Raw genomic sequence first — 22,375 nt, forward strand, 5'->3', positions numbered from 1 at the left:
ACCTGGTCACCTGGTCAATTCAACCAATCCATTACAATAAATTGGTATCAACAAACTTGGCACACTATTGAGTTCTCAAACAACAGACACACCCGGCACCACCACAACCAACATTCAGTCGCGGATCGCTCCGGAGCAACTTTTCAAACTTACCCGATCTTGGGAGTGTTTGCAAATTCGCATTTCTGCGACTTACATTCTTCCAAGAAGGTCCCCGCCGTTATTTAGCGCGCAAATTTGCGAACCATTTTCAGGCTGTTTATCAGGGGGTCGGTCGCTTTCTTTCCGCATCAGCGGCGGCGACTCGAATTACTTTACACGCCGGGAGGACCCCGCACAAATCGGCCCGTGGAGGTGGTGCCATACGCGCAGAACCCTGAATTGGCGCGGATTACCGGGCCGCCCCGCTCCTACCACGCCGCGCACACGCCCGATTGGCTTTTTGTGCACCGCGTCACACTCCGCAACAGTGCCGCCGTCGTGCGTCTCGCTGTCCGCCGGCACGTGGTCGGGGGGCTTCCCGAAGCCTCTGTCCCGCCGTCGGCCGCAGGACTATGCTTCCAGCTGCACCGATGGGATTGCCACCGTGCGGAAGCCGTTGCGTGGAAGGACATCAGTCATGGAATGCATAACGTGGTTCGCGCCGATTTTGCCCGGGAAACTGGAGGCGTGGAAAGCCCTGGACTCGGAGATGAACGGGACGCGCGCCGCGGACCACAAACGTTCGCGCGAGCGCATGGGCATCACCCGGGAGGTCGCCAGCCTCATGCAGACTCCCCAGGGGGACTTCGTCTGCCTGTTCCATGAGGCCGAGGACCTGGCCAAGGCGTTCGGGATCCTTGCGACCTCGGACGATCCCTATGACGTCTGGTTCCGCGAGCAGCTCGTGGAGCTTCACGGCCTGACGCCAGAGATGCTGCAGGGCCCTCCCCCGGCCCAGCTGACGTTCGACTACAAGGCGGGGTGAGCGTCCGCCTCACCGAAGCGGCTCCGCCCTGCGTGCCATACTCAGAGCGTGACGACGTCGTACGCGTTCCGTGCCGAGCTGTGGCACAACCCCGAGCAGGCCGGCTGGCACTTCATCACGCTGCCGCCGGACCTGGCGGAGGAGCTCAAGGACGAGGCTGCGCCGTTCCGCAGGGGCTTCGGTTCGGTGAAGGTGAGCGCCTGCATCGCCGGGCAGCGGTGGCGGACCTCGCTGTTTCCGGACAGCCGGCGCAACTCGTACCTGCTCCCGGTCAAGAAGGCCATCAGGACCGCGGCTGGCATCCATGCCGGGGATCAGGTGGACGTGGAACTCGATCTGGAACTCCAGGGCTGAACCCGGCGCGGGCCTTCGACGGTCCGGCGTCAGTCCGGGTACCGTCACCGCGCCGCCGTGGCCTCCACGAACGCCACCTGGGTGGCATATTGCTGATAGAGCTTGACAGCCTCGTCGATGTCAATGTGCCCGAAGTTCAGCGAGACCTGCAGCCCCTCCAGCTGGGCGCTGGCCGTCTCGGCCGCGCTCACACGGTCCGCCACCGACCGGGACGTGGCGAAATTTGTTGCCAGCGCTGCTGCCACGGAACAGACCACCGCCAGCAGGCACAGCCCGCGCCACACGATCGAGTCGTCGGCCAGGTTGAAGACGGCCGCCACCGCTTCGGTGAACCCCGTGCCCCCGACGGCGGGACCTGCCGTGAACGCGGCGGCAAGTGCGCTGCCCACAATGCTGATGCCGGCCAACCGGGTCCGACGTGGTCGTTCCCGGCCGAGGTAGGACTGAAGGTCCCGTTGCTTGTCATCGATGCGGTTGGATAGCTTCTGCCGCGTATCGGATGTTTCGTCCATGACCTGGTCCCCGGTTCCCTCGCCGATCGTGTCCGCACGCCCGGAACGTAGGATCCGGCTGCCAGCGGTCCGCCTGTTTCCCCAGCTTCCCCAGCCAAGGCGGAAGCTCCGCCGCGTAGCCGCTCCCCCGAAACGCGCACACGTTTAGGATGCTCCCGCGCCCCGGCGAGTGTCTAGACAGACCCGCCAGCTGCGCTGCCGGAGAATTCGCCCTGCACCGGTATTCCGAACTGCGCCCGGAATTGCGCGCCAAAAACGGACAGCCGCTGCGTGAATCCACGTAGCGGTTGCCCGTAAACGTGGCGGAAACCAGGTTGCGGCCACTTATTGCYGCCGCCATGGGTCCGAGGATGATCCCCAGCGGCCTCCGCATGGCGCCCAGGCAACGCACGACGTCGGGCCCGGCCTCCGTCTCCGGTTCTGGAGGCGGGGGCCGGGCCCGGGCGGTTGCTGGCGCGCGGCTGCTGGGATTGGGTCAGCGCAGAGTCCGCAGGGTCGCGTACGGTTCGCTAGGGAGGTTGCCGGCCATCCACGGGCGGGTGGACCGGACGGGCGGGGTGTGGCCCCGACCGTCGCGGAAGACCGCGACGAACGTGGCGACGGCTGCGAAGACCAGGAGTCCGGCGAGCAGGATGGCGGTTAATTCCATTTGTGAAGCACCTCGGGCGAGTGAGCTGGTTGTTGGGGCGGATGATGGGGCAGGTTGTGGGCCGGAATCCGGGGTGATCGGTGCGGGTTTGGCGTTGCGGCTGTGGTTCTGGATTCCGATCCTTTTGTGGGGACATGTCCAGTTTCCGCTCGGACCGTGTGAGCCACCGTGTGAGCATTCTCTTGGCCAGCTTCCGGCCAGATTGACCGCCCGATTCGACTCCGATCGCGCTCCGCCGACACGTCCGCCAGCACCCCACCATCTCCCCCGCCAGCACCCCACCATCACCCCCCTCCCGCTCCCCCACCAGCGGCGTAGCATGACTCATATGGCCGAGACTTGGATTCGGCTCCTCGGTCCGCCCAGGATCGAGTCCGCTGGCACCGCACCCCGGCAGCCCCGCGGCCGCAAGGCGTGGGCTGTGCTGGCCTACCTCGCGCTTCAACCGGGCGGCACCGGCCGGGCTCGGACGGCGGCCCTCCTGTTCCCAGACGCCGAGGACCCGCTCGGCGCCCTGCGCTGGAACCTCTCCGAGCTGCGGCGGACCCTCGGCGCGGAATCGCTGGGCGGCGACCCGCTGCGGCTGGTGCTGCCGGCCGGGTGGAACTGCGACGTGATGGCGGCCTTGGCTCCCAGCAAAGACGCCGACCCCCGTACCTTCGACGGCGAACTCCTGGAGGGGCTCGCCTTTGACGAATGCCCAGCGTTTGAATCCTGGCTGGAGGACCAGCGGCACCGGCTCGAGAACACCGTCCTGACGCTGCTCTACGAGGCGTCGCTCGCCGCGCTGGCGGCCGGAAGGGCGGACGACGCCGTCGACCTCGCCACCCGTGCGCTGCACCTGGACCCCTTCAACGCCGACTGCCACGCCGTGCTGATCAAGGCCCTGCTGGCCCTGGGCGAGTACCGGCGGGCGCGGGAGCAGGCGGACAAGTGCCGTGAGCTGTACCGCCGGGAGCTCGGCCTCGGGGTGCCGGCCGAGGTCCGCCGGGCGCTGTCCGACGCGGCTCCGGCGGCCGGGTCTGCGGCCGAGCCCGGGCTGCCAGCCAGTTCGGCCGCGGTGAGGTCCTATCTCGATGCCGCCGAGGCCTCGCTCTCGGCTGGCTCGGTGGACCGCGGGCTGGAGCAGTTACGCCTCGCGGCCGAGATCGCGCAACGGACCGGCGACCATCACCTGCTCGCCGAATCGCTGGTCACGCTGTCCGGGGCGCTAATCCATCAGGCCGGCGGCCGCGGCGCCGAGGTGGCCGATCTGCTGCACAGAGCTTTGCAAACAGAGGCTTTGAAGTCGGAGGGATTGGACCCTGAGTCGCTGCAGTCGAACACTCGGAATCCCGGGCGGCCGGCCTCGCGGGTGGCGGCGGCCGCGTACCGGGAGCTGGGGTACCTGTCCGTGCAGCGGGGCATTCCGGACCGTGCGGCCGGCTGGCTGGAGCAGGCGGCCCGGGCCGCGGACGGGTTCGACGACGAACGGTCCAGGATCCTGGCCATCCAGGGCATGGCGGCCTCGGACACCGCGCATTACAGCGAGGCGCTGGCGGCCCTGGCCGAATCAACCCGGCTGGCGACCGCTGTCGGGGGCCGTCGTCTGTTGGCGTTCAGCGAGGCCCTGGCCGGCCGGGTGCATCTGCTGCGCGGGGATCTGGAGCCGGCCGCCGAGTGCCTGGACCGGGCCCAGGAACTGATCGCGGCCGAACACTGGACGGCGTTCGAGCCCTTTGTCGCCGGGCTCCGCGGCGAGACCTTCCTCGCGGCCGGCCAGCTGAAGGAGGCCGCTCCCCTGATCGACCGTTCGTGGGTCATGGCCGACGTCGCCGGAGACCACTGCTACCTGACGCTGGCTGCCGGGGCCAAGGCCCGGCTCAGCATGGCGCTGAACGATCCCGCCGGGGCGGAATCCTGGCTGAAGCGGGGGCTCGACACCACCCCCTGGTATCTCTGGTACCGGGCACGGCTGCTGGACACCGCCGCCGAGGTCGCGATCGACGCCGGCTCCCCCGCCGCCGGGGACTACGCCGACCGGCTGGGCACCATGGCCAGCCGCGGCGCCCTGCGCGAACTGGTGGTCCGGGCGCATTCGCACCGGGCGGTCCTGGGGGACGCGGCCGCCGCCGAGACCATCCCGTGGCTGGCCAAGGACATCGACAACCCGGCGCTGAACTCGTACCTGGCGCGGCGCGGCCAGCTCTGACGGCGGGCTGGGTCTCCGGGCTATAGCCCCGCGACGCGGAGGCGAAGATTCCTGCTGACGGGACGCCCACCCGGTGCTAGGGTGACGAAATGGCAGCAACCCTGGTTCGTCCCCGGCGTGGCAAGGTCATCGCCGGGGTGTGTGCGGCCCTGGCCGACCGCTTCGAGGTCCCGCGGTCGTTCGTCCGCCTCGGGTTCATGTTCTTCGGCCTTTTCGGTGTGGGCGAGTTCGTCTATATCGCGCTGTGGATCATCATCCCCGAGGGCGACTAGCCCGAGCACGACTTCAGCACAGGGCAGGACTGCCGCGCCGGGCACACCTTGCATCACCGGAATTGAGTAACCCATCCATCGCACTGGCCCATGCCCTAGGATCGCGGTATGGGGCCAACCGAGGACTTGTTCGACGGGCAACCGTCCGGATTGCCGGAGCCAATGCCTCGGGGCAGCGCACGCTATCAACTTGCGGCGGGCGAACCCGCCAAGGTCAGGCACGTCGAAGGCTATGCCCCGTTCATCGATTTTTGCACCGGCTGCGGGGTCCGGGCCGAGGTGCTGGCCTCGGATCCCGAGCGGCTCATTGCATTCCTGCGCACATTCGGCGGCGAGATTGAAAACGACGGCACGCTCAGTGCCGCRGCGGCCGTCTTCGCCGGGAACGCCATCGCCCGCCTGAGACCGGATGCGGAGTGGACCGCCTACGAAGGCGCGTCTCCCATGGTGGGAAACCGGCACAGGCAGTTCGACGTCGACCGCCTGCTGGTCGCTCTGCGCAGCGCGGACGAAGAATCAGTACGCGGGTTCGTTTCCGCGCTTCTGGACTGGGCCCGGGAGGAAGTGGATGAGTCCCCCGCGATGCAGCCCGTTCCGGTATCACCGACGTCGGGACAGCCCCGGTATGTCCGGCCGGACCTGCCGGCGGCGATCTACTACTCCCCCGATGGGGAACCCATTCCCTACGGCCGGCAGTGGGGCGATGAGGGGCCCGATCCTGATTCCTACAGCGTGGACAGCCACCCCGAGCGTTTCGCCGGACTCCACGTCGTCGCACGTGCCCTGATCGACCATCTGGCGGCCGCTTACGACGTCGAGGTCCATGAGGATCCGGTCCAAGCCAGGGACATCCTGATCGACGTCCGGGACGTGCTGCACGCGGTCCGGGTCACGCCGCGGCGTTCCGGAGCGGCGCCACTGACGTTTGTGCTGACCGGCTATCCGGGCGTCGTGGTCCACGCCGGCGTGCTGCACGACTTCCCGTTTCCCGTGTGCGGCTGCGACGCCTGCGACGAAACAGCTGAGACAACAGCGGAACGGATGGAGATGCTGGTGCTGACGGTCGCGGCCGGCGGATACGCCGAGCGCTACCCCGTCGGCAGGCGGCGGTGGAGCGAATACGCGCTCACGGCGTTCGACGGCTCAGGCTCGGAAAGCGGAAGCGGCGAACCCCCCGTCGCCGCCACTAGACTCCACGAGGCAGAGATCCGGCTGCGGGATGTCGCAGGCCCGTGGCGTCCATGGCCGCTGCGCGGGAGCTGAACGTCGACGGCGGTGGCGCGCCGCCGTCGTCGTACTTCTTGGAAGCACGGGTGGGTTAAACAAAAGCAGGGCCCATCCGAAGACGGGCCCTGCTAGAAACCTAACGGTTCCGGGTATCTAAGGAAATTAGATAGCCTGGATGTTGGTGGCCTGGGGACCCTTGGGGCCCTGCTCGGTTTCGAAGGAGACCTTCTGGTTCTCTTCGAGGGAGCGGAAGCCGGAGGAGTTGATCGCGGAGTAGTGTGCGAAAACGTCCTGTGAGGAGTCATCGGGGGAAATGAAGCCGAAGCCCTTTTCAGCGTTAAACCATTTGACGGTACCAGTAGCCATTATTTTTGTCCTTCGTGAAGGTGGAGGAACTGTCCCGACTTTCGGGTCCTCCTGTTTGGGGTGCTCAAAACCGCTGCTTCAGAAGAACATGGGCTTTCGACCATGCGTACTGCCTGAACTACGAACTGCATAAACACAACAACAGGATCAACCATACAGGAGTTTCCGGACACCATTTACCACACGTCGGTTGGATCAGTCAGCGAACGCCGATTGCATCCGCACGGGCCTGCGCCTGCCCCGCGGCTTCCGAGTCGCCCAGCCTGTCGTAGATCCTTGCCAATATTGTCCAGGGCTCCGCCGAGTCCGGCGCACGTTCCGCCGCAGCGGCGAGGTCGGCAAGGCTGTCCTGGACGTGGCCGAGGCCGAAGTTCGCGACGCCGCGTTGGAGATAGGCAGCTGAATCGAAAGGGGAACGCTCAATGATGTGGTCGAGCGTGTTCTTGCCCTCTTGGAGGCGTCCACTGTTGATGTAGCCGACGGCGAGGGCGAGGCCGGCCTCTGACGAGCCAGGTGTGCGGTCCAGGGAGATGCTGGCCCATTCGACGGCGTAGTTCGCGGCTTGAGCGTCCCCGTCGGCGGCCGGACCAGTGAAGGCCTGGGCCGCCAGCAGCGCGGTATCCGAGTCCCATGGCCGCAGAGCGTGGGCGCGCTGGAACTGGCTCTCCGCCGTCGTCAGGTCTCCGGCCGCGACGGCGGATGCCGCCGCCGCCATGGGCCACTCGGCGATCGCCGCCGGCACAGCGACGCCCAGCCCCAGCGCCACGAACAGCCCCGAAGCCACCGCTCCGGCCGGGAAGGACTTCCACGTCCGGACCACAGGAGTTGCCTTCGTCGAAGTCCCCTTCGCGCGTGGCCGGACCTTTGGCACGACGGCTCGTGACGTCGACACCAGTCCCCCGCAGATGAAGGCCGCCACGGGAGTGGTGGCTGGCGAGGTGAACGCGGTGAGCAGCATCAAACCGTACGCAACCACGGCAGCGAAGGCGCCTGTCAGGTTGTCGCGGTCAACCCCCGCTTCCGCAGTGCGGAGGCTTTCACGAGCGCTGCGCAGAATGATAAAGGACAGGAGCGCCGCTCCCAGCAACAACGGAAAGCCGCCCACTGCACCGGCCTGCAGAAGCCAGGAGTGCGGCGAGTCCGGCGGGAAGGAGGCGCCCACCCGGACGGCCCACTCCAGGGTGTGGAAGCCGGTGATCGCATCAACAAAACCGTTTGGGCCGACGCCGGTCCAGGGGTGGTCGGCTATCAGCTTCAGGCTCTCGTCCCACAGGAGCCAGCGGCCGTTGACCGTATCGGCGCTGAAAAGCCGTTCCCTTGCCACTGGGATGGCGACGGCTGCGACGCCGATCACCACGAGCGCGGCACCGCTGACCGCCATGACGCGCGCGCGTCCGAGCGTCCGCGTTATCGCCGCGGATGCTGCCAGCACAAGGACGACGGCGGCCAGGCCGAGTATCGCGGCGCGGGAACCGGACAGCACAGTGGTCAGGACCGCCGCCGTCAGGCCGATTCGGGCCGGCCAGTCCCGGCCGCGGAGTGCCGGCATTGCCAGCATGGCGGCGGCCAGGACACCAATGATTCCCTGATCCGTCGCGTTGCCCAGGGTCCCACCGGGGCGCAAGTCCGCGCCTCCGCCCAGGGGCCGTAAGCCTGCTGCCTCAAAGGCGCTGATGACGCCCACGATCACCAACGCCGGGGTGAGTGCGGTGCGGAATATGGCCCAATTCCGGGTTCTGCCCGGCCCTCCGAGGACCTTGGCGCCGAGCACAAAGACGGCGAAGTACAGCGCGATGACCAGGGCGCCTTCAAACCTTGGCCAGCGTCCCAGGAAGCTGGCCAGCGGGTTGACGGAGAACCCTACAGAAATGGCCAACGCAATAGCAGTGGCCCACAGGGCCCGCCGGATTCCGCGAGGCAGCCCGCCTCCGGTTTGGGCCAGGGCTCCTGCCCCAACTGCCACGAGGAGCCACACCACCTTGATCCAGGTGAACCGGAAGAGCCCGCCCGGCTGAAAGACCAGGACCGAGCACGCCACCATCCATAGGCAGACCCGGGGAGCGAAGATCCGGGCCCTTTCCAACGTTCGGATGGGAAAGGGCACGGATCTCCTTGTGGTGATGCTCATTTGGGGCTGGTAGAGCGGTTGGTTATGCGGACTGCGGGGCTTGGAAGTCCTAGTTGGCCGTCACGGACTTTGTGGCCGCGCTCGTCCTGGCGGTGGTCGTGTACCCGGTTTTGGATCCAGTAACAGTGACGGTGATTGTTTTGCCGACATCACCGGAGGTCAGGACATACGTGGACCCGGTTGCCCCGGAGATGTTCACCCCGGCACGCTTCCACTGATACGCCAGGGTTACTGGCGCCGGGCCCCACACACCGGGAACCGCCGTCAGCTTCTGCCCGGTCACGGTACGGCCCGTGACAGTCGGTACCGGCGCAGCCGCCAGTGCCACCGGCGCGGTGACTGCTTTGGTTGCGGCGCTGGTCTTGGCCGCCGTCGTGTACCCGGGCTTGGATCCGGTCACCGTGACGGTGATCGTCTTGCCGACATCACCGGAGGTCAGGACATACGTGGACCCGGTTGCCCCGGAGATGTTCACCCCGGCACGCTTCCACTGATACGCCAGGGTTACTGGCGCCGGGCCCCAAATGCCGGGAACCGCCGTCAGCTTCTGCCCGCTCACGGTGGTGCCCGTGACCGTCGGAACCGGCGCAGCCGTCAAGGCCAGCGGTGAGGAACCGAAGGACAGCGCGCCCATGTTGGTCGATTTGCCGACTGTCACCGTTACGGTCTTGGCGCTAGCCTCGGCGAGGACGTTTCCTGAATAGATCTTGGATCCGTCAGCACGGGACTGCGCGACGACGACATACTTGCCGGTGCTTAGGCCAGCCACAGTGAACTTTCCGTCGGCGCCGGTAATCCCTGTACGCGTGATGAGACTTCCATCGCGGGTGTAGGCGTACACCCGCGTGTTGGACAGCGGCTTTGCAGACTCGTCCGTCAAAACTCCGGCGATCGACCCGCCCGTGACGAGGGTGGCGTTGACGTTCGGCACTGACGCGCTGGCGCCGACGGTAACCGTCTGCGCCACGCTTGCCCCGGCTGATTCTGGCTTGTTGTTGTAGAACTGAGCCTCGGCGAGGGACGAACCGCTGGCACGGTTGAATGCGACTTTGTAGGATCCTGCCGCCAGTCCGCCGACGCTGTAAGTCCCGTCAGCGTTGGAGTAGCCGTCCTTGACCACTGCCCCCGCTGTATCCAGCACGCTGACGGGCGTGCCCGCGGTGCCACCGCCGGCGATCTTTCCGCTGATGGTCGAGCCCTTGACCAGGGCGGGATTGATGCCGGTCAGGTCCTGCCCGGCCGCCACCGTCAGGGTGCGGGCTGCTGCGAACGAGCCCGCCTTGTCGTACCACTGGTCGGCCGCACCCGTGTTCCAACCGGAAATGAAGACCTTGTAGGATCCGGCAGCCAATCCAGTCACCTGGTAGGTGCCATCAGGATTCACATAACCCTGCGCGACCTGCGCTGTTGAAGAGCCGACGCCGTAGACCTTCACGGTTGTGGATGCAATCGTGACGCCCGGGAAGACTACTTTCGTGAGCACGACGCCGGCAGGAGCAGTGATCTTTCCGCTAATGGTGGCGCCCTTGACCAAGGTGGCATTGATGCCGGCCAGGTCCTGGCCCGCGGCCACTGTCACTGCAGTGGCAGTGTCAATGGATGAAGCGTTCTTGTACCACTGCCGTATGGTTCGGCCCGACATATCGCTAAAGGACACCTTGTACGATCCCGCCGGAAGACCGGTGATCTTGTAACTGCCATCCGGCTCCGCGGTCGATTGCCCACTTTGACCGTGTATCGCCGTCGCTGTGGCATTGACGTAGATTCCGATAGGACTGCCCCCGGGGACCGTGACTTTTCCGCCGATCGTGGCGCCCTTGACCAAGGTGACGTTCACGCCCGTGAGGTCCTGGCTGGCTGTGACTGTCACCGCAGTCGCTGTGTCAGAGGAGTATGCGTTCTTGTACCACTGGTCCGGGACTCCGGTGCTCCAACCCGAGAAGTGGAGCTTATAGGATCCCGCTGTCAGGCCGATGACCTTGTAACTGCCATCTTCCGCCACAAAGGAGTTGCCTTCCTGGCCTTGTGCTGCCGTCGGAGAGGCTATGACCATAATCTTGGCAGGATCTAGGCCCGCCGGGACCGTCACTTTTCCGCTGATCGTGGCGCCCTTGACCAGCGTCGCGTTGATCCCAGTCAGGTCTTGGCCGGCGTTGACGGACACTGCTATGGCAGTGTCAAAGGAGGAGGCGTTTTTGTACCACTGATTCTGGAGGCCCGTATTCCAACCGGAGAAATTGAGCTTGTAGGATCCCGCAGGCAACCCGGTGATCTTGTAAGTGCCGTCCACGAGGACGTCGGACCGCCCCGCCTGCTGACGTGAGCCGGCCGAATTGGCAGAAACTGAAAGATTGGATGAACTGACGCCGGCCGGAATTGTGACTTTTCCGCTGACGGTGGCGCCCTTGGCCAGGGTGGAATTAATGCCGGTGAGGGCCTGCCCCTCGGCGACGGTCACGGCAGCGGCAGTGTCGTAGGAGGCTGCGTTCTTGTACCACTGGTCCTGGGCGCCGGTATCCTGGCCCGCAAAGCTGAGCTTGTAGGACCCCGCCGGGAGGCCGATGATTTTGTAATCCCCGTCAGCTCCGACGCTGGAGCGGCCCATTTGGCTTTGGAATGCCGCCGACCAGGCGAAAACATAGGTCCCGGCAACGTCTACTCCAGCCGGAGCCGTCACCGTCCCCTGAATGGAAGCCGTTGCCGTGTCGGCCGCTGTGGCCGGGACGGAACCCAGCATCATGAATATCGCCAGCACTGCGCTAATAAAGGCAGGCAGGCGGAATCTACTCGTCGTTGCGAGCATGTATTTCCCCCAAGTTCATGCGTCAGCGAAAGCTGCGCAACCAAAGTCTGCTGAGCCAGACTTTGGAAATAGTAACCCGCGATCTGGGAATTGACTATCTGTTGCTCGGACAGGCACTCCGAACCAGGCAAAAGGCAAATTGTCAGGATTTACTGCGTCCGAATTTGCCGCGGCAAGAAAGGCCGTCTCATGGAACCCGTATTACGGACCAGGACGCGGCTGTTCCAGGGCTAGTCCCTGAATCATGCCCACCGAAAGCTGGCTCGCAACGTCTTCGCGACCCGCCTGTACCGTCCCCGGCCGCGGGCATATCCTGCAGGAGGACCAGCCGCGACCTGTCACCGGAGGAAGACCCATGGAAATGCCCAAAGCGTCCGACGCCGACAAGGAGCACTTCCGCTCGGTGCTGCCCGACCAGCCCGAGGTGGTCGTCAAGCCGATGTTCGGGAACCTCGGGGCGTTCGTGCACGGGAACATGTTCGCTGGCCTGTTCGGCCCCACCATCGGTGTGAAGCTGGCCGAGGCGGACAAGGAGGCGCTTGAAAGCACCGAGCGGACCGTTCCGTTCGGGCCGCCGGAGCGCCCCATGGGCGGCTACACCGGATTGCCGGAGGTCTGGAACGCCGAGGGCGACGGCGACGAGGCGCGGGCCAAGGCCTGGGTGGAGAAAGCATTCGAGCACGTGGCCGGGCTGCCGCCGAAGGAGCAGAAGGTTTCTAAGCCCCGGCCCAAAAAGCTGGAAAGCTAGGGCAGCACAACACTGACCAGTTCTGACCGGCTGCCGGTCCCCAGGTCCTCGGTGAGCGCCAGCCCACCGATCTGGGGGCAGTGATACTTGTACTCCCGGGCGCCCTTTTCAAGCGGCGTCCAGTCGTAGACCTTGACGCAGTCGGTGTACGTGCCGGACTTGGTGGAGACGGTCTCGCCGGTAGCTATGGTGTCCCGCATGTCTTCCGCGTGGCCGGGGTAGAACTCCTGCTTGTAGGAGTCACCGACGCGCTGCTCGGCCTTCATCCAGATGCCGGCTTTTGCCCCGTCATTTCCATGGATAAAGCTGCCGGAGTGGTTTACCAGCGTTCCATTCAAGTAGTTGTCCACGTCCTCGCCGAAGTACCAGACGTCGCCGTTTTTGTGTTGCGCCAGGTAATCCCGGGTTTCCTCCACGAGCTGCCCGTTCTTGTACTCCTTATCCAGATAGATCGCGGTCTCAACGCCCTCTATGGTTTTGGTCTCCGGCAGGATTTCAATCTCGACCCTCTCGGTGACTCTTCCTTGTTCGGTGGTCTCGTAAGTCAGTTTTTTGCCGACAGGGAGGGCGAAGTATTTGTTGGTGATTTCAGTGGTGAAATCGGCGGGGTTGATCTGCGGGTTGTACTCCGCGGCCATACTCCTTTTTGTGTTATCGAGGACAAATAATGTCGCCCCGCCAACAGCCAGCAACAGGACGATCACACCAAGGATGATTTTGGTTCGTCGATTCATGACCGTTCCCACTCCTTCTGAGTAGAAATTCCTGCAGGGGGTCAGAGCACGGTTGTTTGCCCGTTGCCATAGGAAAAAGGTAGCGGTCCGCACTGAACCAGAACACCCTTGACGAACACCACGCGTGGAGAGGCACCGCCTCCCCGTAGCGCCAGCGAAGGTACGATCTGTCTCTGGATCTTCGCAGCAGCTATCTTCGCGCTCATGCCGAATGCCTCGAATCCTGGGGCCGTGCACCCGACCACCGTCAAGAGCATCCTTGGCCAGGTATTTGACCGAGTGCCGGCCGCAGTCGCGTTGCCGGGTGTGCTTTTTGTCGTCCTGATCGTCACCGCCGCTGTTATCCAATCCAGGGATGTTCGGCGCCGGGATCCCGTGCGCCGGTTCACACGGCAACAGCGCCGCGAAGGGATGGCCCGGGCTCAGGGGCAGTGCGAGATGGAGGCGGGCTTCCGCCGTCGTTGTTCCCGTCATGCAGAGCATGGTGATCACTTCTACCCGTGGTCAAAGGGCGGGTCCACCAGCCTGCAGAATTTCGTGGCCGCCTGCAGCAGATGCAACCGCGCCAAGGGTGCGCGGATCCCCTCGCCAGGCCAGCAGGAAAGGCTGGAACGACGACGGCGGACCTACGTCAGGCTCGAAGATGCGGTCGCCGTCGGCGAGCGCCAGCCGATTGCCTAAGTTTGTAAGCGATAAGTCGGTCATCTGATTGTGTCGGCGTTGCAGGCTGCCACCAGGGCGGCGGCAGCCTGCAACCCCTAATCACTTATGGGAGGCGACCACGTCGGAGTAGAACACCTTATGCCGGCGCGCCACCCTCGACGTCAGGCGCACAGGCCAGCTGAACGGCCTAGGCCAGGGCGTCGCACAGATTCCGTTGCTTCCCTGAGGCGCTTTGGAACGTGGACTTTCCATTCGCGTCGTTCGTGATCACAGCCTTACCCGTGTAGAGGATCGTGCGGGCACCGCCCGTATCCGTCGGGAAGAAGATAAACACGTTTTGACCCGTCAGAGTGAACGTCGTCGTTCCGGTGGCGGGGGGCTTGGGCGCCAATGTGTGCGTCACGGACCCGTTGGTGGGCACGGTGATGGCCTTGCGTGTTGTCACGTTGGTAAAGGTCAGGATGAAACCGTTTCCGCCCGCAACAGTGCGGATGAAACCGTTCTTCTCCCGGGTCACCTTCACCGCCTGGTTGCCGTTAGTTCCACTTATCGTGATGTCGAACCCCGGGCATCCAGGGAGGGGGTCTGAGGTAGGAAAATCGGCAGCGGAAGCCGGTTGAGCTCCCGCCAGCATCAGGGCCGCAAGCATTGCTGCGGGCGCGAGTCGTCGCATTCTTTTACTCATGATTTTTCTCCATCGAGTGAGAAGCTGGGCTTCTTCATTGATGGCGCGCCCCCAAGCATCAGAGGAGACCGCACGCCGCAATTCGTACGGGTCATGCCCTGACTGCCGCCCCCGGAGTGGCTGCGTGTGATGTGCCGGCCGAACAAACGGCCGAGGGCTCAGAGCGTACTCCGGTGTTCGAAAGTTCGGCAAGGCTAAGAGCGCAATGTCGGGTCGTCGGGCACCTGTACGCGGCGACGCTGCGGGCATATCCTGCCAACAAATCCAGCCCTTCCCTTTGCTACGGGAGAGAACCATGAAGACCCCGACGGCGACCGGCGCGGAGAGCGCGTCTGCCCAGCTCACCGGCCTGCCGCCAAAGGCACCCAAGCCCCGGATCGCCAGGAAGTAGCCATGCCGTCCCCCGCAGCAGATGCCCGACATGCGGCACCGCAGATAGTCAACACCTTGGTGATCGGGGCCGGGCAGGCGGGGCTGGCCACCAGCTACTGGCTCGCCCAGCACGGTGTGGAGCACCAGGTGCTCGAGCGGCGGGATGCCCTGGGCGGTGCATGGCAGGACCGGTGGGACTCGTTCTACCTGAACACGCCCAACTTCTCGTTCATGCTGCCGGGGCTGACGTACGACGGTCCCGAACCGGATGCCTTCCTGCCCCGCGACGCCGTCATTGACCTGTTCCGCGACTATGCGCAGGGAATCGCCGCCCCGGTGCAGCTGGGCACGGAGGCCACCCGGATCGCCTGCGAGGGCGGCCACTTCAGCGTGGAGACCGGCAGCGGGCGCTTCACAGCAGAAAACGTGGTCCTGGCGAACGGTGCCTTCCAGCGCCCGCGCATCCCTACCGCGTCCGCCGATCTCCCACGGCATGTGCACCAGCTCCACAGCCACGACTACCGCAACCCGCAGCAGCTGCCCGACGGTGCCGTGCTGGTGGTGGGCACCGGGCAGTCGGGCGGCCAGATCACGGAGGACCTGCTGGCCGCCGGCCGCGAGGTCCATCTGTCCGTTTCGTCATGCCCGGAGGCGCCCCGCCGGTACCGCGGCCAGGACACCTTCTACTGGATCGTCCAGATCAACCTGCACGGCCCCGCGTACGGCATCAACGGACTCCAGGTGGAGCAACTCCCCTCCCCCGCCGCCCGCTTCATGTGCAATCCGCTGGTCTCCGGCAACGACGGCGGCCACAGCATCCACCTTCGGGAACTCGGCCGCCGCGGCGTGCGGCTTCACGGCCACTTCGAGGGAACGGACGACGGCGTCCTCGCCTTCAGCGACGACCTCGCCGGACGCCTGGAGATGGTGGAGGCCGGGTTTGGCCAACGCCTCAAGCCGATGGCGGACGCGTACATCGAGGCGGCGGGCATCGACGCGCCGGCCGCCGAACCACCACTGGACGATTCCTGGCTTCCCGCGGAGCCCGGCGCGCGGCTGGACCTGGATGCGGAGAACATCAGGTCCGTCATCTGGGCCACGGGATACGGCCTGGACTTCAGCTTCCTGGACATCCCGGTGCTGGACGAGTGGAACTACCCCCGGCACTCCCGTGGTGTCACCGAGGTTGCCGGGCTGTACGCCGTGGGGCTTCCCTGGCTGACCAGGCACGCCTCGGCCACCCTGGCGCTCGTGGGCGAGGACGCCCAATACGTCGCCGAGCACATCGCGGGCCCGTGAAGGCGACGTTCAAGAGGGGTGGCTACCCCGCGCAAGGCCCGTCGAAGTCCACTGGCGCGGCGAGGCCGGCCGAGCTGAACCATTCCCTGGCCCATGCCTGAACCGAGGGTATGGCGAGTTGCTCGGCAACAAGCTCCGGCGGCCCGTCGAACACGGCCTTCCCCTCCTCCAAAAGGTCCCCGGTGCCGCTGCCGGCGAGGAGCCCGAAGAGGGCAGGCTGACCGATGAAGGGAAGCATCCCGCCGTCGCCATCGGTCAGCACGCCCCAGCGCGAGGTGAACAGCGAAAACGCCTCCGGGCGTTCTCCGTGGTCCACCACGAGCGGGCAGGCCTCGCCGTCGAGCTGGATCCGCCGGTAGTTGGGCTCCGTTTCGTCGAGGGCCATCAGTTGGACATCGTCCAGCCACGAAAGCCAGACCGCTGCGCACTCCCCCATCAGCGGATACGGGGCCGCGGCGATGTAGCCGGCCTTGCTCACGTGGGCGGAGTGGCCGACGGCGATGTTGTGGAGCTGCCCACGGACCAGCGGCAGGACCGTGCTGACAGGCTGGTGGTAGTTGGCGAATTTCCGCCGCATAACGTCGGCGCTTGAATTCGAGCCTATGGAGACCACCAGGGAACGGGCTTCCAACGGTGCCCCGCCCGCTTGCGCGAGGGCTTCATCCAGTCCGGCTGAAAGCTCAAGGGGCCGGAATTCATTGCCGTCCATGACACCCGAGGCCACGGGCGGGTCCCACGGATACAGCAGCGGATCGAGATGGCCGGCGCCGTCACTGCTCAGTCCCATGGCGTCAGCCGGGTGAAGCCATCGGCATCGTGCTGGAGACTAATCAAGGTGGCCCGCTTTCGTGGTTCGGGACTTCCAGTGTCCCGCACTTTGTGGGGGAACCGGACCTGCGGCGCTTAGGGAGCCGGGCAGCCCCCACTTTGGTGCGATGCCATTCCTGCAATGCCCGCAGCAGCCGGCCCAACATCAGTCTCCGCAAAGAGATAACACTCTGGTGAACGGCGTCGGCCAAGCCGGGCCGCCAGCTACTGGCTCACCCGGGATGGTGTGGAGCACCCGCTGCTGGAGCGGCGAATGGGCGGGGCGTGGCAGGACCCGTGAAACTCGTTTTACCTGAACACCCCCCCAACTTCTCGTTCATGCTGCCGGGGTGATATACGGCGGTCCCGAGCCGGATGCCTTCCTCACCCGCGATGTCGTCAGCGTCGGCGAGCGGCAGCTGTCCCCCTGAGCAGACAACCTCAAGCAAGTGCACATCGCAGGCGAAGTCGGCACAAGCTGCAGGTACCAGTGGTTTACCTTCCCCAAAAGAGACCCCTGGATGCTTAAATCAACTCCATCCCGCCTAACGCCAGCCGTTCAGCCGATTTCAGCGCTTGACGGGCAAAGGATCGAAATTCAGTATTCTCCTAAAGCTTGGACAGCCCTGAAAGGGTCAGCCGACCGTACACAGATCCTAACGCACTCTGCAATATCCACACCGGGGCCAAGTCCCGGGTTCAGTCCACTTCTTCGTGCACGAGAATATGGCGGAGTTCATGCGGCCTAGCATGTCAAGTGCGGACGAGGGGCGAAACGCAGATCCTCACAGTTGACAAAAAATTCACGCCCTCAATGACAATTTTTGTTAGGTGCATAAGTCTATTTCGAACGCGAGTGCCAGTGCTAAGGTCGGCGAGAACTTCAATTGCATCTGATTTTTTGGGGGCACAAATGAATACACGCATTCACCGAAAATACGTTCGGTTTCAGCACGGAACAATGACTTTCCCGGCGGCCGACGACAAACGGCTTTCGTCAATTTCTGGTCGGCTCGCGAAGAGCGCGGCCATGGCGAGCGCCGCTCTCCTGGCGCTTACGGCATGTGGCCAAGCTGTGGCCTCACTATCGACGCCATCAGCTTCTGGATCAGCTTCCGCGACTCCATCGGCGTCGGCCACAACGACTGCTCCGGCAACAATCTCCTGCAGCACGGAAAATTCCCGTGAATCCCACCAGCAGACTGTCTTCATCTGCACGAAAACTGACGATGGAAAACTGCAGTGGATGGAGCAGTCAGCTTCACAGCGGGTAAAGGATGCTCGGGGGGCGGCCGCCTCGCTCGCGCTTAAAGCTGCTGCCGACAAGGCAGCATCTGATGTAGCCGCCGAAGAAGCGAAAGCGAAAGCTGCGCGGGAACAAGCCGCGGCGGAAGCCGAACGCCAGCAGACGGCAGCTGCAGAAGCCGCACGCCAGCAGGCCGTTGCCGCGGAAGCCGCACGCACGCAAGCTGCAGCAGCGGCTGCCGCAGCGGCTGCCGCAGCGAAAGTTCAACCCCTCGTGCGGCCGGTTGTCCCAGCGGCTCCATCTGGATGCGATCGCAACTATTCAGGTGCTTGCGTACCGATCGCTTCTGATGTGGACTGCGCAGGCGGGAGCGGCAACGGCCCAGCGTACGTACGTGGACCAGTAACTGTCGTTGGAAGTGACATCTACGGTTTGGACCGCGACGGCGATGGTGTTGGCTGCGAATAGTGAGGCTAGTCAACTTGAGTGTTCGACCTGCCCTGATCCTCCACCGATATGACGATTGGACCACCCAGACCTATCAGCACGTGGGCCGACCCTCCCGTCTTTGGTCGGCTATTTCTGCACTCTCCCGGTCAGCTCCTTATGAGCCATGAATTCTTGATGGGCCACGGCCACAGTGGATCGGTCCCATATGTGAACCGAACTACTCACGTCCGCCAACCAAAGTCTCTTAGTGTCGAAAGGGGGCTACTGCGCCACAGCAGCTGCTGCGATGGAGAAAATGTCTGCCGGCATCGGCCGGTGGAGCCTCCATCTAATCGCGATGGGCTTCGCTCCAGTGTGCTGGTCGTAGTCCACCTGACCAAGGCAGATGTACGGAACTGTCAGCCCGGTCTCGTCGTCGGCGGTGTCTCTGGTGAACAGAAGTATGTGCGACTCGTGCGCCAGCCTGTCGAGATATCGTCGTCCCGTCGGGCTTCCAGGCGACGTGGCGTTCTGCGACTCCCAATGGAACAGCTCCGGGCTGATCGCATAGTCCTTATACATCGTGGTCGCCGAATGCTTCTTGTCGTCTTTGTTGAGCGTGACAAAGAAGGCGTCCGTGGACGTCGCCTGGCACCAGGCCACGCCTTCGCGGTGCTGCACGTTCTTGCCGAGCTCCAGCGACCCATACTGCAGGGCCGCAAGGATCTCCTCACGCCGGTAGGTGGCATGCGACAGTAGCGGAACGTTCTGTAGCCCAGCCCCGAGGCCTTTCGCGGCATGCTTGGACGCCGCCGCTCCGAGCTTCACAATCTGGCGGATCTCGCTGCATACGAACTGGTAGCCGCGCAGATAGTCCAGGCCGGCGTCGTACGACTGGAACCCGCCGCCGTCGTCCCACAGCGTGTAAAACAGCATCCGGGCGAACGTCTGTTCCCGCATGCCGAGATCCACGTAGCGGGGTGCATCGGCGTCGACGAGCATCGAGTAAGTCTCGGCGCGTTCCGGATCGTCCACATGAATCAGCGCAGCCATGCGGCCGAGCAGCTTCTTCTCGTCCGCGTCCGACAGGTCCTCCTGGATCCTGACGCTGAGGACGGCCTCCACCGGTGAGAACCCGTCTATCAACTGTGCCTGGCGGAGGTAGCCGGTCCATGAATCCTTGGTCGAGCGGTAGATCGACTTCAGGTCGTTCCCGGACCGCTCCAGATAGGCCTCCAGCTCGGTCTCCGCGTAAGAGGTGACGTCCCGAACAAGCTGCGCCCGGTTGAACCGCAGCTGCGCCTTGATGTTGTCCAGCACCACCTTCTGCGCCACCCGGTCCAGAACGATCTGCGAGCCCGACGGCAGGTACGGGAAATCATGCTCGACTGCCTTTTCCAACTCCTTGCGGCCATAGCCAGTGAGCGCCCGGTAGCGCAGATCGAAGCGGAACTCGCGCCGTTGCTGGCCGATGAAGTCCATGACGGTCAGCACCGCCTTTCCCTCGGCCCGGCGCAGCCCCCGCCCCAACTGCTGGAGGAAGATCGTGGCGCTCTGCGTGGGTCGGAGCAGCAGAATGGTGTCCGTCTGAGGCAGGTCCAGGCCTTCGTTGAAGAGGTCGACGGCGAAGATGCAGTTGATCTCCCGAGTGCGGAGCCGCTCCAGGGCCGCCGAGCGGTCGGCGTCGTCGGTGCTCCCGTCGACGGCAACCGAGGCGATGCCGGCGCGGTTGAACACTTCGGCCATGTAGTGGGCATGCTGGACCGAGACGCAGAAGCCGATGGCCCGCATCTGGTCCGTGCTGGTGACCTTGTCGCGCAGTTCGCGGATCACCTTGGCGGCGCGGGCGTCGTTGCCGGTGTAGAGGTTGTTCAGCTGCGCGGTGTCGTAGTTGCCGCGCTTCCACTCCAACTGGCTGAGATCGACGTCGTCCGAAACGCCGAAGTAGTGGAACGGCACCAGCAGGTCCGCGTCGAGGGCGTCCCAGAGGCGCAGTTCGCTGGCGGTGCGGCCGTCGAAGAACTGCTTGGCGACGTCGACACCGTCGCCGCGCTCCGGCGTCGCGGTCAGTCCGAGGAGCTGCTGCGGCCGGAGGTGCTCCAGCAGCCGGCGGTAAGTTGGCGCCATGGCGTGGTGGAATTCATCGATCACCACGACGTCGAAGAAGTCCGGTGCCAGCTGTTCAACGCCGAGGGATGAAAGCGACTGGACGGAGGCGAAGATGTGCTTCCACTGCCGGGGTTTGTGCTCCCCGACGTAGAGCTCGCCGAAGGCGCCGTCCTGCATGACGTCACGGTAGGTGCGAATGGCCTGTTTGAGGATTTCCTGTCTGTGGGCGACAAAGAGCAGCTTCAGATCACGGCCGACCGCTTCACACAGGCGTTTGTAGTCCAAGGCTGCGATGACGGTCTTCCCGGTGCCCGTAGCTGCGACCACGAGGTTGTGGTCGAAACCCTTGAGCCGCTCGGCCTCCAGGTCTTCAAGCATCTCCTCCTGGTGGAGGAATGGCTGGACCTCGAGTCCGGTGGCTGCACCGGGGATCGCCGTCCGCCGGCCGCCGTTTCGTTCCAGCGCGGCGTCCAGCYGTTCGCCGTCGCGTTCCGGATCGTAGCTCTGGAAGGCGCGCTGCGCCCAGTAGCTATCGAAGGTGACCTCGAACTTGTTCAGGAGCGCGGGCGTGCCGACGGAGCTGAGCCGGACGTTCCATTCGAGGCCGTCGAGGAGGGCCGCTTGGCTGAGGTTGGAGCTGCCGACGTACGCGGTATCGAATCCGGAGTCCCGGCGGAACAGCCAGGCTTTGGCGTGCAGCCGCGTTGCCTGCGTTTCATAGCTGATCTTCACCTCGGCCCCGTACCGGGTCACGAGCTCGTCGATGGCGCGGCGTTCTGTGGCGCCCATGTAGGTGGTGGTGATGACGCGTAGTTTGGCGCCGCGCTCCTTAAGCTGTTGCAGTGCTGGTTCGAGAAGTCTCAGTCCGGTCCAACGGACGAAGGCGCAGAGCAGGTCCACGGTGTCGGCGGACTCAATCTCGGTTCTCAGCTCCGCCGCTAGGTTGGGATCATCCTTGCTGTTGGTGAGCAGGGCTGAATCACTTAGCTTCGTGGCGGGGCGGCGCAGGTTGCGGCGTTTGAGAGTGTCCGGGCGGTGAAGAGACCGGAGCTCAGTGGGGCCGGGTGCGATGCGGTCTCCGGTGTTCAATTCCTGGAGGAGCTTGTTAGCGAGGGCCACGCGGTCAGTTGGCTTGGCTGCGGCCAGGGCCCGCCGGACGGCTTCTGCGACGTGGCGGGAGAGGATGTCCGGGGTGTCTTCGTCTCCTATGTCCGCGAAGACTGGCTGCAGTTGTGTTCCGTGGTTCAGGAAACTGCCGAGTGCTTCCGTGTTGAGAAGTTCGTACAAGCCCTCGGGCAGCTGCTCCGCCGCCACTCCCCCAATGAAATTAGTCACTGCGCCAGGGTATGACATCCAGATAAGGATCACGACCGGCCGGCCCATGAACTTCAGTGCTGCATGACATGCCAAAGGCATGAACTTAGTTTGATTTCGTCTGGCATGGCTCGCGGTTTTGGAAATAGGTGAGCATCAAGGCGTCGGTAATACTGGTCGCATGTGGACAACATTCTTGCCGGATATTCTGGTGGCGGTCTTTGGCGCTGCCCTAACAGTAGCGATCGCTTTTTTGACCCTGCGTCGACAGCAACGACAGGCCGAGCGCAATGAACTAAATGGACTGATCCGGGACTTGCACCACCGTCGTGCACTCTGYGAAGTGGACGGTCCTTTACTGGCTCTTCACGGTTCGTGGGGAAAGTGATTCCCGGATGAGTGTCATGCCGCCGTCCGGACGGCACTTCTCATGAGGATAATCGATTTGTAGTTCCCGGCGTTTCGGTAGCCGCGGGCGGTTCGTTTGATGTGCTTGATGC

At 64.4% G+C, this 22,375-nt stretch carries 18 protein-coding genes; 9 read left to right on the top strand and 9 right to left on the bottom strand.

All coding sequences use genetic code 11. The features are described from left to right. Positions 1-619: 619 nt before the first annotated feature. Together AB4089_RS22235 and AB4089_RS22240 are read left to right on the top strand one after the other, a co-directional pair. Positions 620-967 carry a hypothetical protein gene (locus AB4089_RS22235; protein ID WP_441411443.1) on the top strand — a complete coding sequence of 116 codons (348 nt, stop codon included), beginning with the start codon at positions 620-622 and terminating at the stop codon, positions 965-967. Between the two features lie 48 nt (positions 968-1,015). Further along, the gene (locus AB4089_RS22240) at positions 1,016-1,321 is read left to right on the top strand and encodes a DUF1905 domain-containing protein (RefSeq protein ID WP_441411444.1); all 306 of its coding nucleotides are present in this window, start codon (positions 1,016-1,018) and stop codon (positions 1,319-1,321) included. Between the two features lie 44 nt (positions 1,322-1,365). Here the strand turns inward: AB4089_RS22240 and AB4089_RS22245 are convergent, their stop codons facing one another. Both AB4089_RS22245 and AB4089_RS22250 read right to left on the bottom strand, forming a co-directional pair. Beyond that, positions 1,366-1,833, bottom strand: a complete 468-nt coding sequence (locus AB4089_RS22245; protein WP_441411445.1) for a hypothetical protein — start codon at positions 1,831-1,833, stop codon at positions 1,366-1,368. A 475-nt stretch (positions 1,834-2,308) separates the two neighbouring features. After that, positions 2,309-2,482, bottom strand: a complete 174-nt coding sequence (locus AB4089_RS22250) for a hypothetical protein (protein WP_441411446.1) — start codon at positions 2,480-2,482, stop codon at positions 2,309-2,311. A gap of 328 nt (positions 2,483-2,810) precedes the next feature. Here AB4089_RS22250 and AB4089_RS22255 point away from each other — a divergent pair, with 328 nt between their 5' ends. The 3 genes from AB4089_RS22255 to AB4089_RS22265 all read left to right on the top strand — a co-directional run bounded on the left by AB4089_RS22255 (position 2,811) and on the right by AB4089_RS22265 (position 6,208). Then, positions 2,811-4,673, top strand: coding sequence for a BTAD domain-containing putative transcriptional regulator (locus AB4089_RS22255; protein WP_441411447.1), 1,863 nt, complete (start codon positions 2,811-2,813; stop codon positions 4,671-4,673). Between the two features lie 89 nt (positions 4,674-4,762). After that, positions 4,763-4,945 (top strand): PspC domain-containing protein, encoded by a 183-nt coding sequence (locus AB4089_RS22260; protein WP_441411448.1) that lies wholly within the window; start codon positions 4,763-4,765, stop codon positions 4,943-4,945. A 108-nt stretch (positions 4,946-5,053) separates the two neighbouring features. Beyond that, on the top strand, positions 5,054-6,208 hold the full coding sequence (locus tag AB4089_RS22265) for a DUF6226 family protein (RefSeq protein ID WP_441411449.1): 1,155 nt from the start codon (positions 5,054-5,056) through the stop codon (positions 6,206-6,208). A 126-nt stretch (positions 6,209-6,334) separates the two neighbouring features. Here AB4089_RS22265 and AB4089_RS22270 read toward each other — a convergent pair whose 3' ends face one another. From AB4089_RS22270 to AB4089_RS22280, 3 genes are all read right to left on the bottom strand, one after another. Next, positions 6,335-6,538: a cold-shock protein gene (locus tag AB4089_RS22270; protein WP_011690916.1), complete on the bottom strand. Its 204-nt coding sequence runs from the start codon at positions 6,536-6,538 to the stop codon at positions 6,335-6,337. A gap of 199 nt (positions 6,539-6,737) precedes the next feature. Next, on the bottom strand, positions 6,738-8,642 hold the full coding sequence (locus AB4089_RS22275; protein ID WP_441411450.1) for an O-antigen ligase family protein: 1,905 nt from the start codon (positions 8,640-8,642) through the stop codon (positions 6,738-6,740). 73 nt (positions 8,643-8,715) lie between these two features. After that, positions 8,716-11,406: a hypothetical protein gene (locus AB4089_RS22280; RefSeq protein WP_441411451.1), complete on the bottom strand. Its 2,691-nt coding sequence runs from the start codon at positions 11,404-11,406 to the stop codon at positions 8,716-8,718. A gap of 418 nt (positions 11,407-11,824) precedes the next feature. Between AB4089_RS22280 and AB4089_RS22285 the strand changes: the two genes are divergently transcribed. Then, positions 11,825-12,217, top strand: coding sequence for a TfoX/Sxy family protein (locus AB4089_RS22285; protein WP_441411452.1), 393 nt, complete (start codon positions 11,825-11,827; stop codon positions 12,215-12,217). Here the strand turns inward: AB4089_RS22285 and AB4089_RS22290 are convergent. Continuing rightward, entirely contained in the window at positions 12,214-12,951 is a 738-nt protein-coding gene (locus tag AB4089_RS22290) for a hypothetical protein (RefSeq protein WP_441411453.1), read from the bottom strand. The two genes, AB4089_RS22285 and AB4089_RS22290, sit on opposite strands and share 4 nt — an antisense overlap. Before the next feature lie 231 nt (positions 12,952-13,182). Between AB4089_RS22290 and AB4089_RS22295 the strand changes: the two genes are divergently transcribed. Continuing rightward, the gene (locus tag AB4089_RS22295; protein WP_441411454.1) at positions 13,183-13,632 is read left to right on the top strand and encodes an HNH endonuclease; all 450 of its coding nucleotides are present in this window, start codon (positions 13,183-13,185) and stop codon (positions 13,630-13,632) included. 169 nt (positions 13,633-13,801) lie between these two features. On the opposite strand, the gene AB4089_RS22300 is transcribed toward AB4089_RS22295, so the two are convergent. After that, a complete protein-coding gene (locus tag AB4089_RS22300) occupies positions 13,802-14,131 on the bottom strand; it encodes a hypothetical protein (protein ID WP_441411455.1) in 330 nt (109 codons plus the stop codon). A gap of 561 nt (positions 14,132-14,692) precedes the next feature. Between AB4089_RS22300 and AB4089_RS22305 the strand changes: the two genes are divergently transcribed. After that, positions 14,693-15,970 carry a flavin-containing monooxygenase gene (locus AB4089_RS22305; protein WP_441411456.1) on the top strand — a complete coding sequence of 426 codons (1,278 nt, stop codon included), beginning with the start codon at positions 14,693-14,695 and terminating at the stop codon, positions 15,968-15,970. 22 nt (positions 15,971-15,992) lie between these two features. Here AB4089_RS22305 and AB4089_RS22310 read toward each other — a convergent pair whose 3' ends face one another. Further along, positions 15,993-16,757 (bottom strand): hypothetical protein, encoded by a 765-nt coding sequence (locus AB4089_RS22310; RefSeq protein ID WP_441411457.1) that lies wholly within the window; start codon positions 16,755-16,757, stop codon positions 15,993-15,995. 1,082 nt (positions 16,758-17,839) lie between these two features. Here AB4089_RS22310 and AB4089_RS22315 point away from each other — a divergent pair. After that, positions 17,840-17,965, top strand: coding sequence for a hypothetical protein (locus AB4089_RS22315; RefSeq protein WP_441411458.1), 126 nt, complete (start codon positions 17,840-17,842; stop codon positions 17,963-17,965). Positions 17,966-18,734: 769 nt separating this feature from the next. On the opposite strand, the gene AB4089_RS22320 is transcribed toward AB4089_RS22315, so the two are convergent. Continuing rightward, entirely contained in the window at positions 18,735-21,914 is a 3,180-nt protein-coding gene (locus tag AB4089_RS22320; RefSeq protein ID WP_441411459.1) for a DUF3427 domain-containing protein, read from the bottom strand. Positions 21,915-22,375: the final 461 nt, after the last annotated feature.

This window comes from Arthrobacter sp. 2MCAF15 (genome assembly GCF_052115605.1).
Lineage (GTDB): Bacteria > Actinomycetota > Actinomycetes > Actinomycetales > Micrococcaceae > Arthrobacter.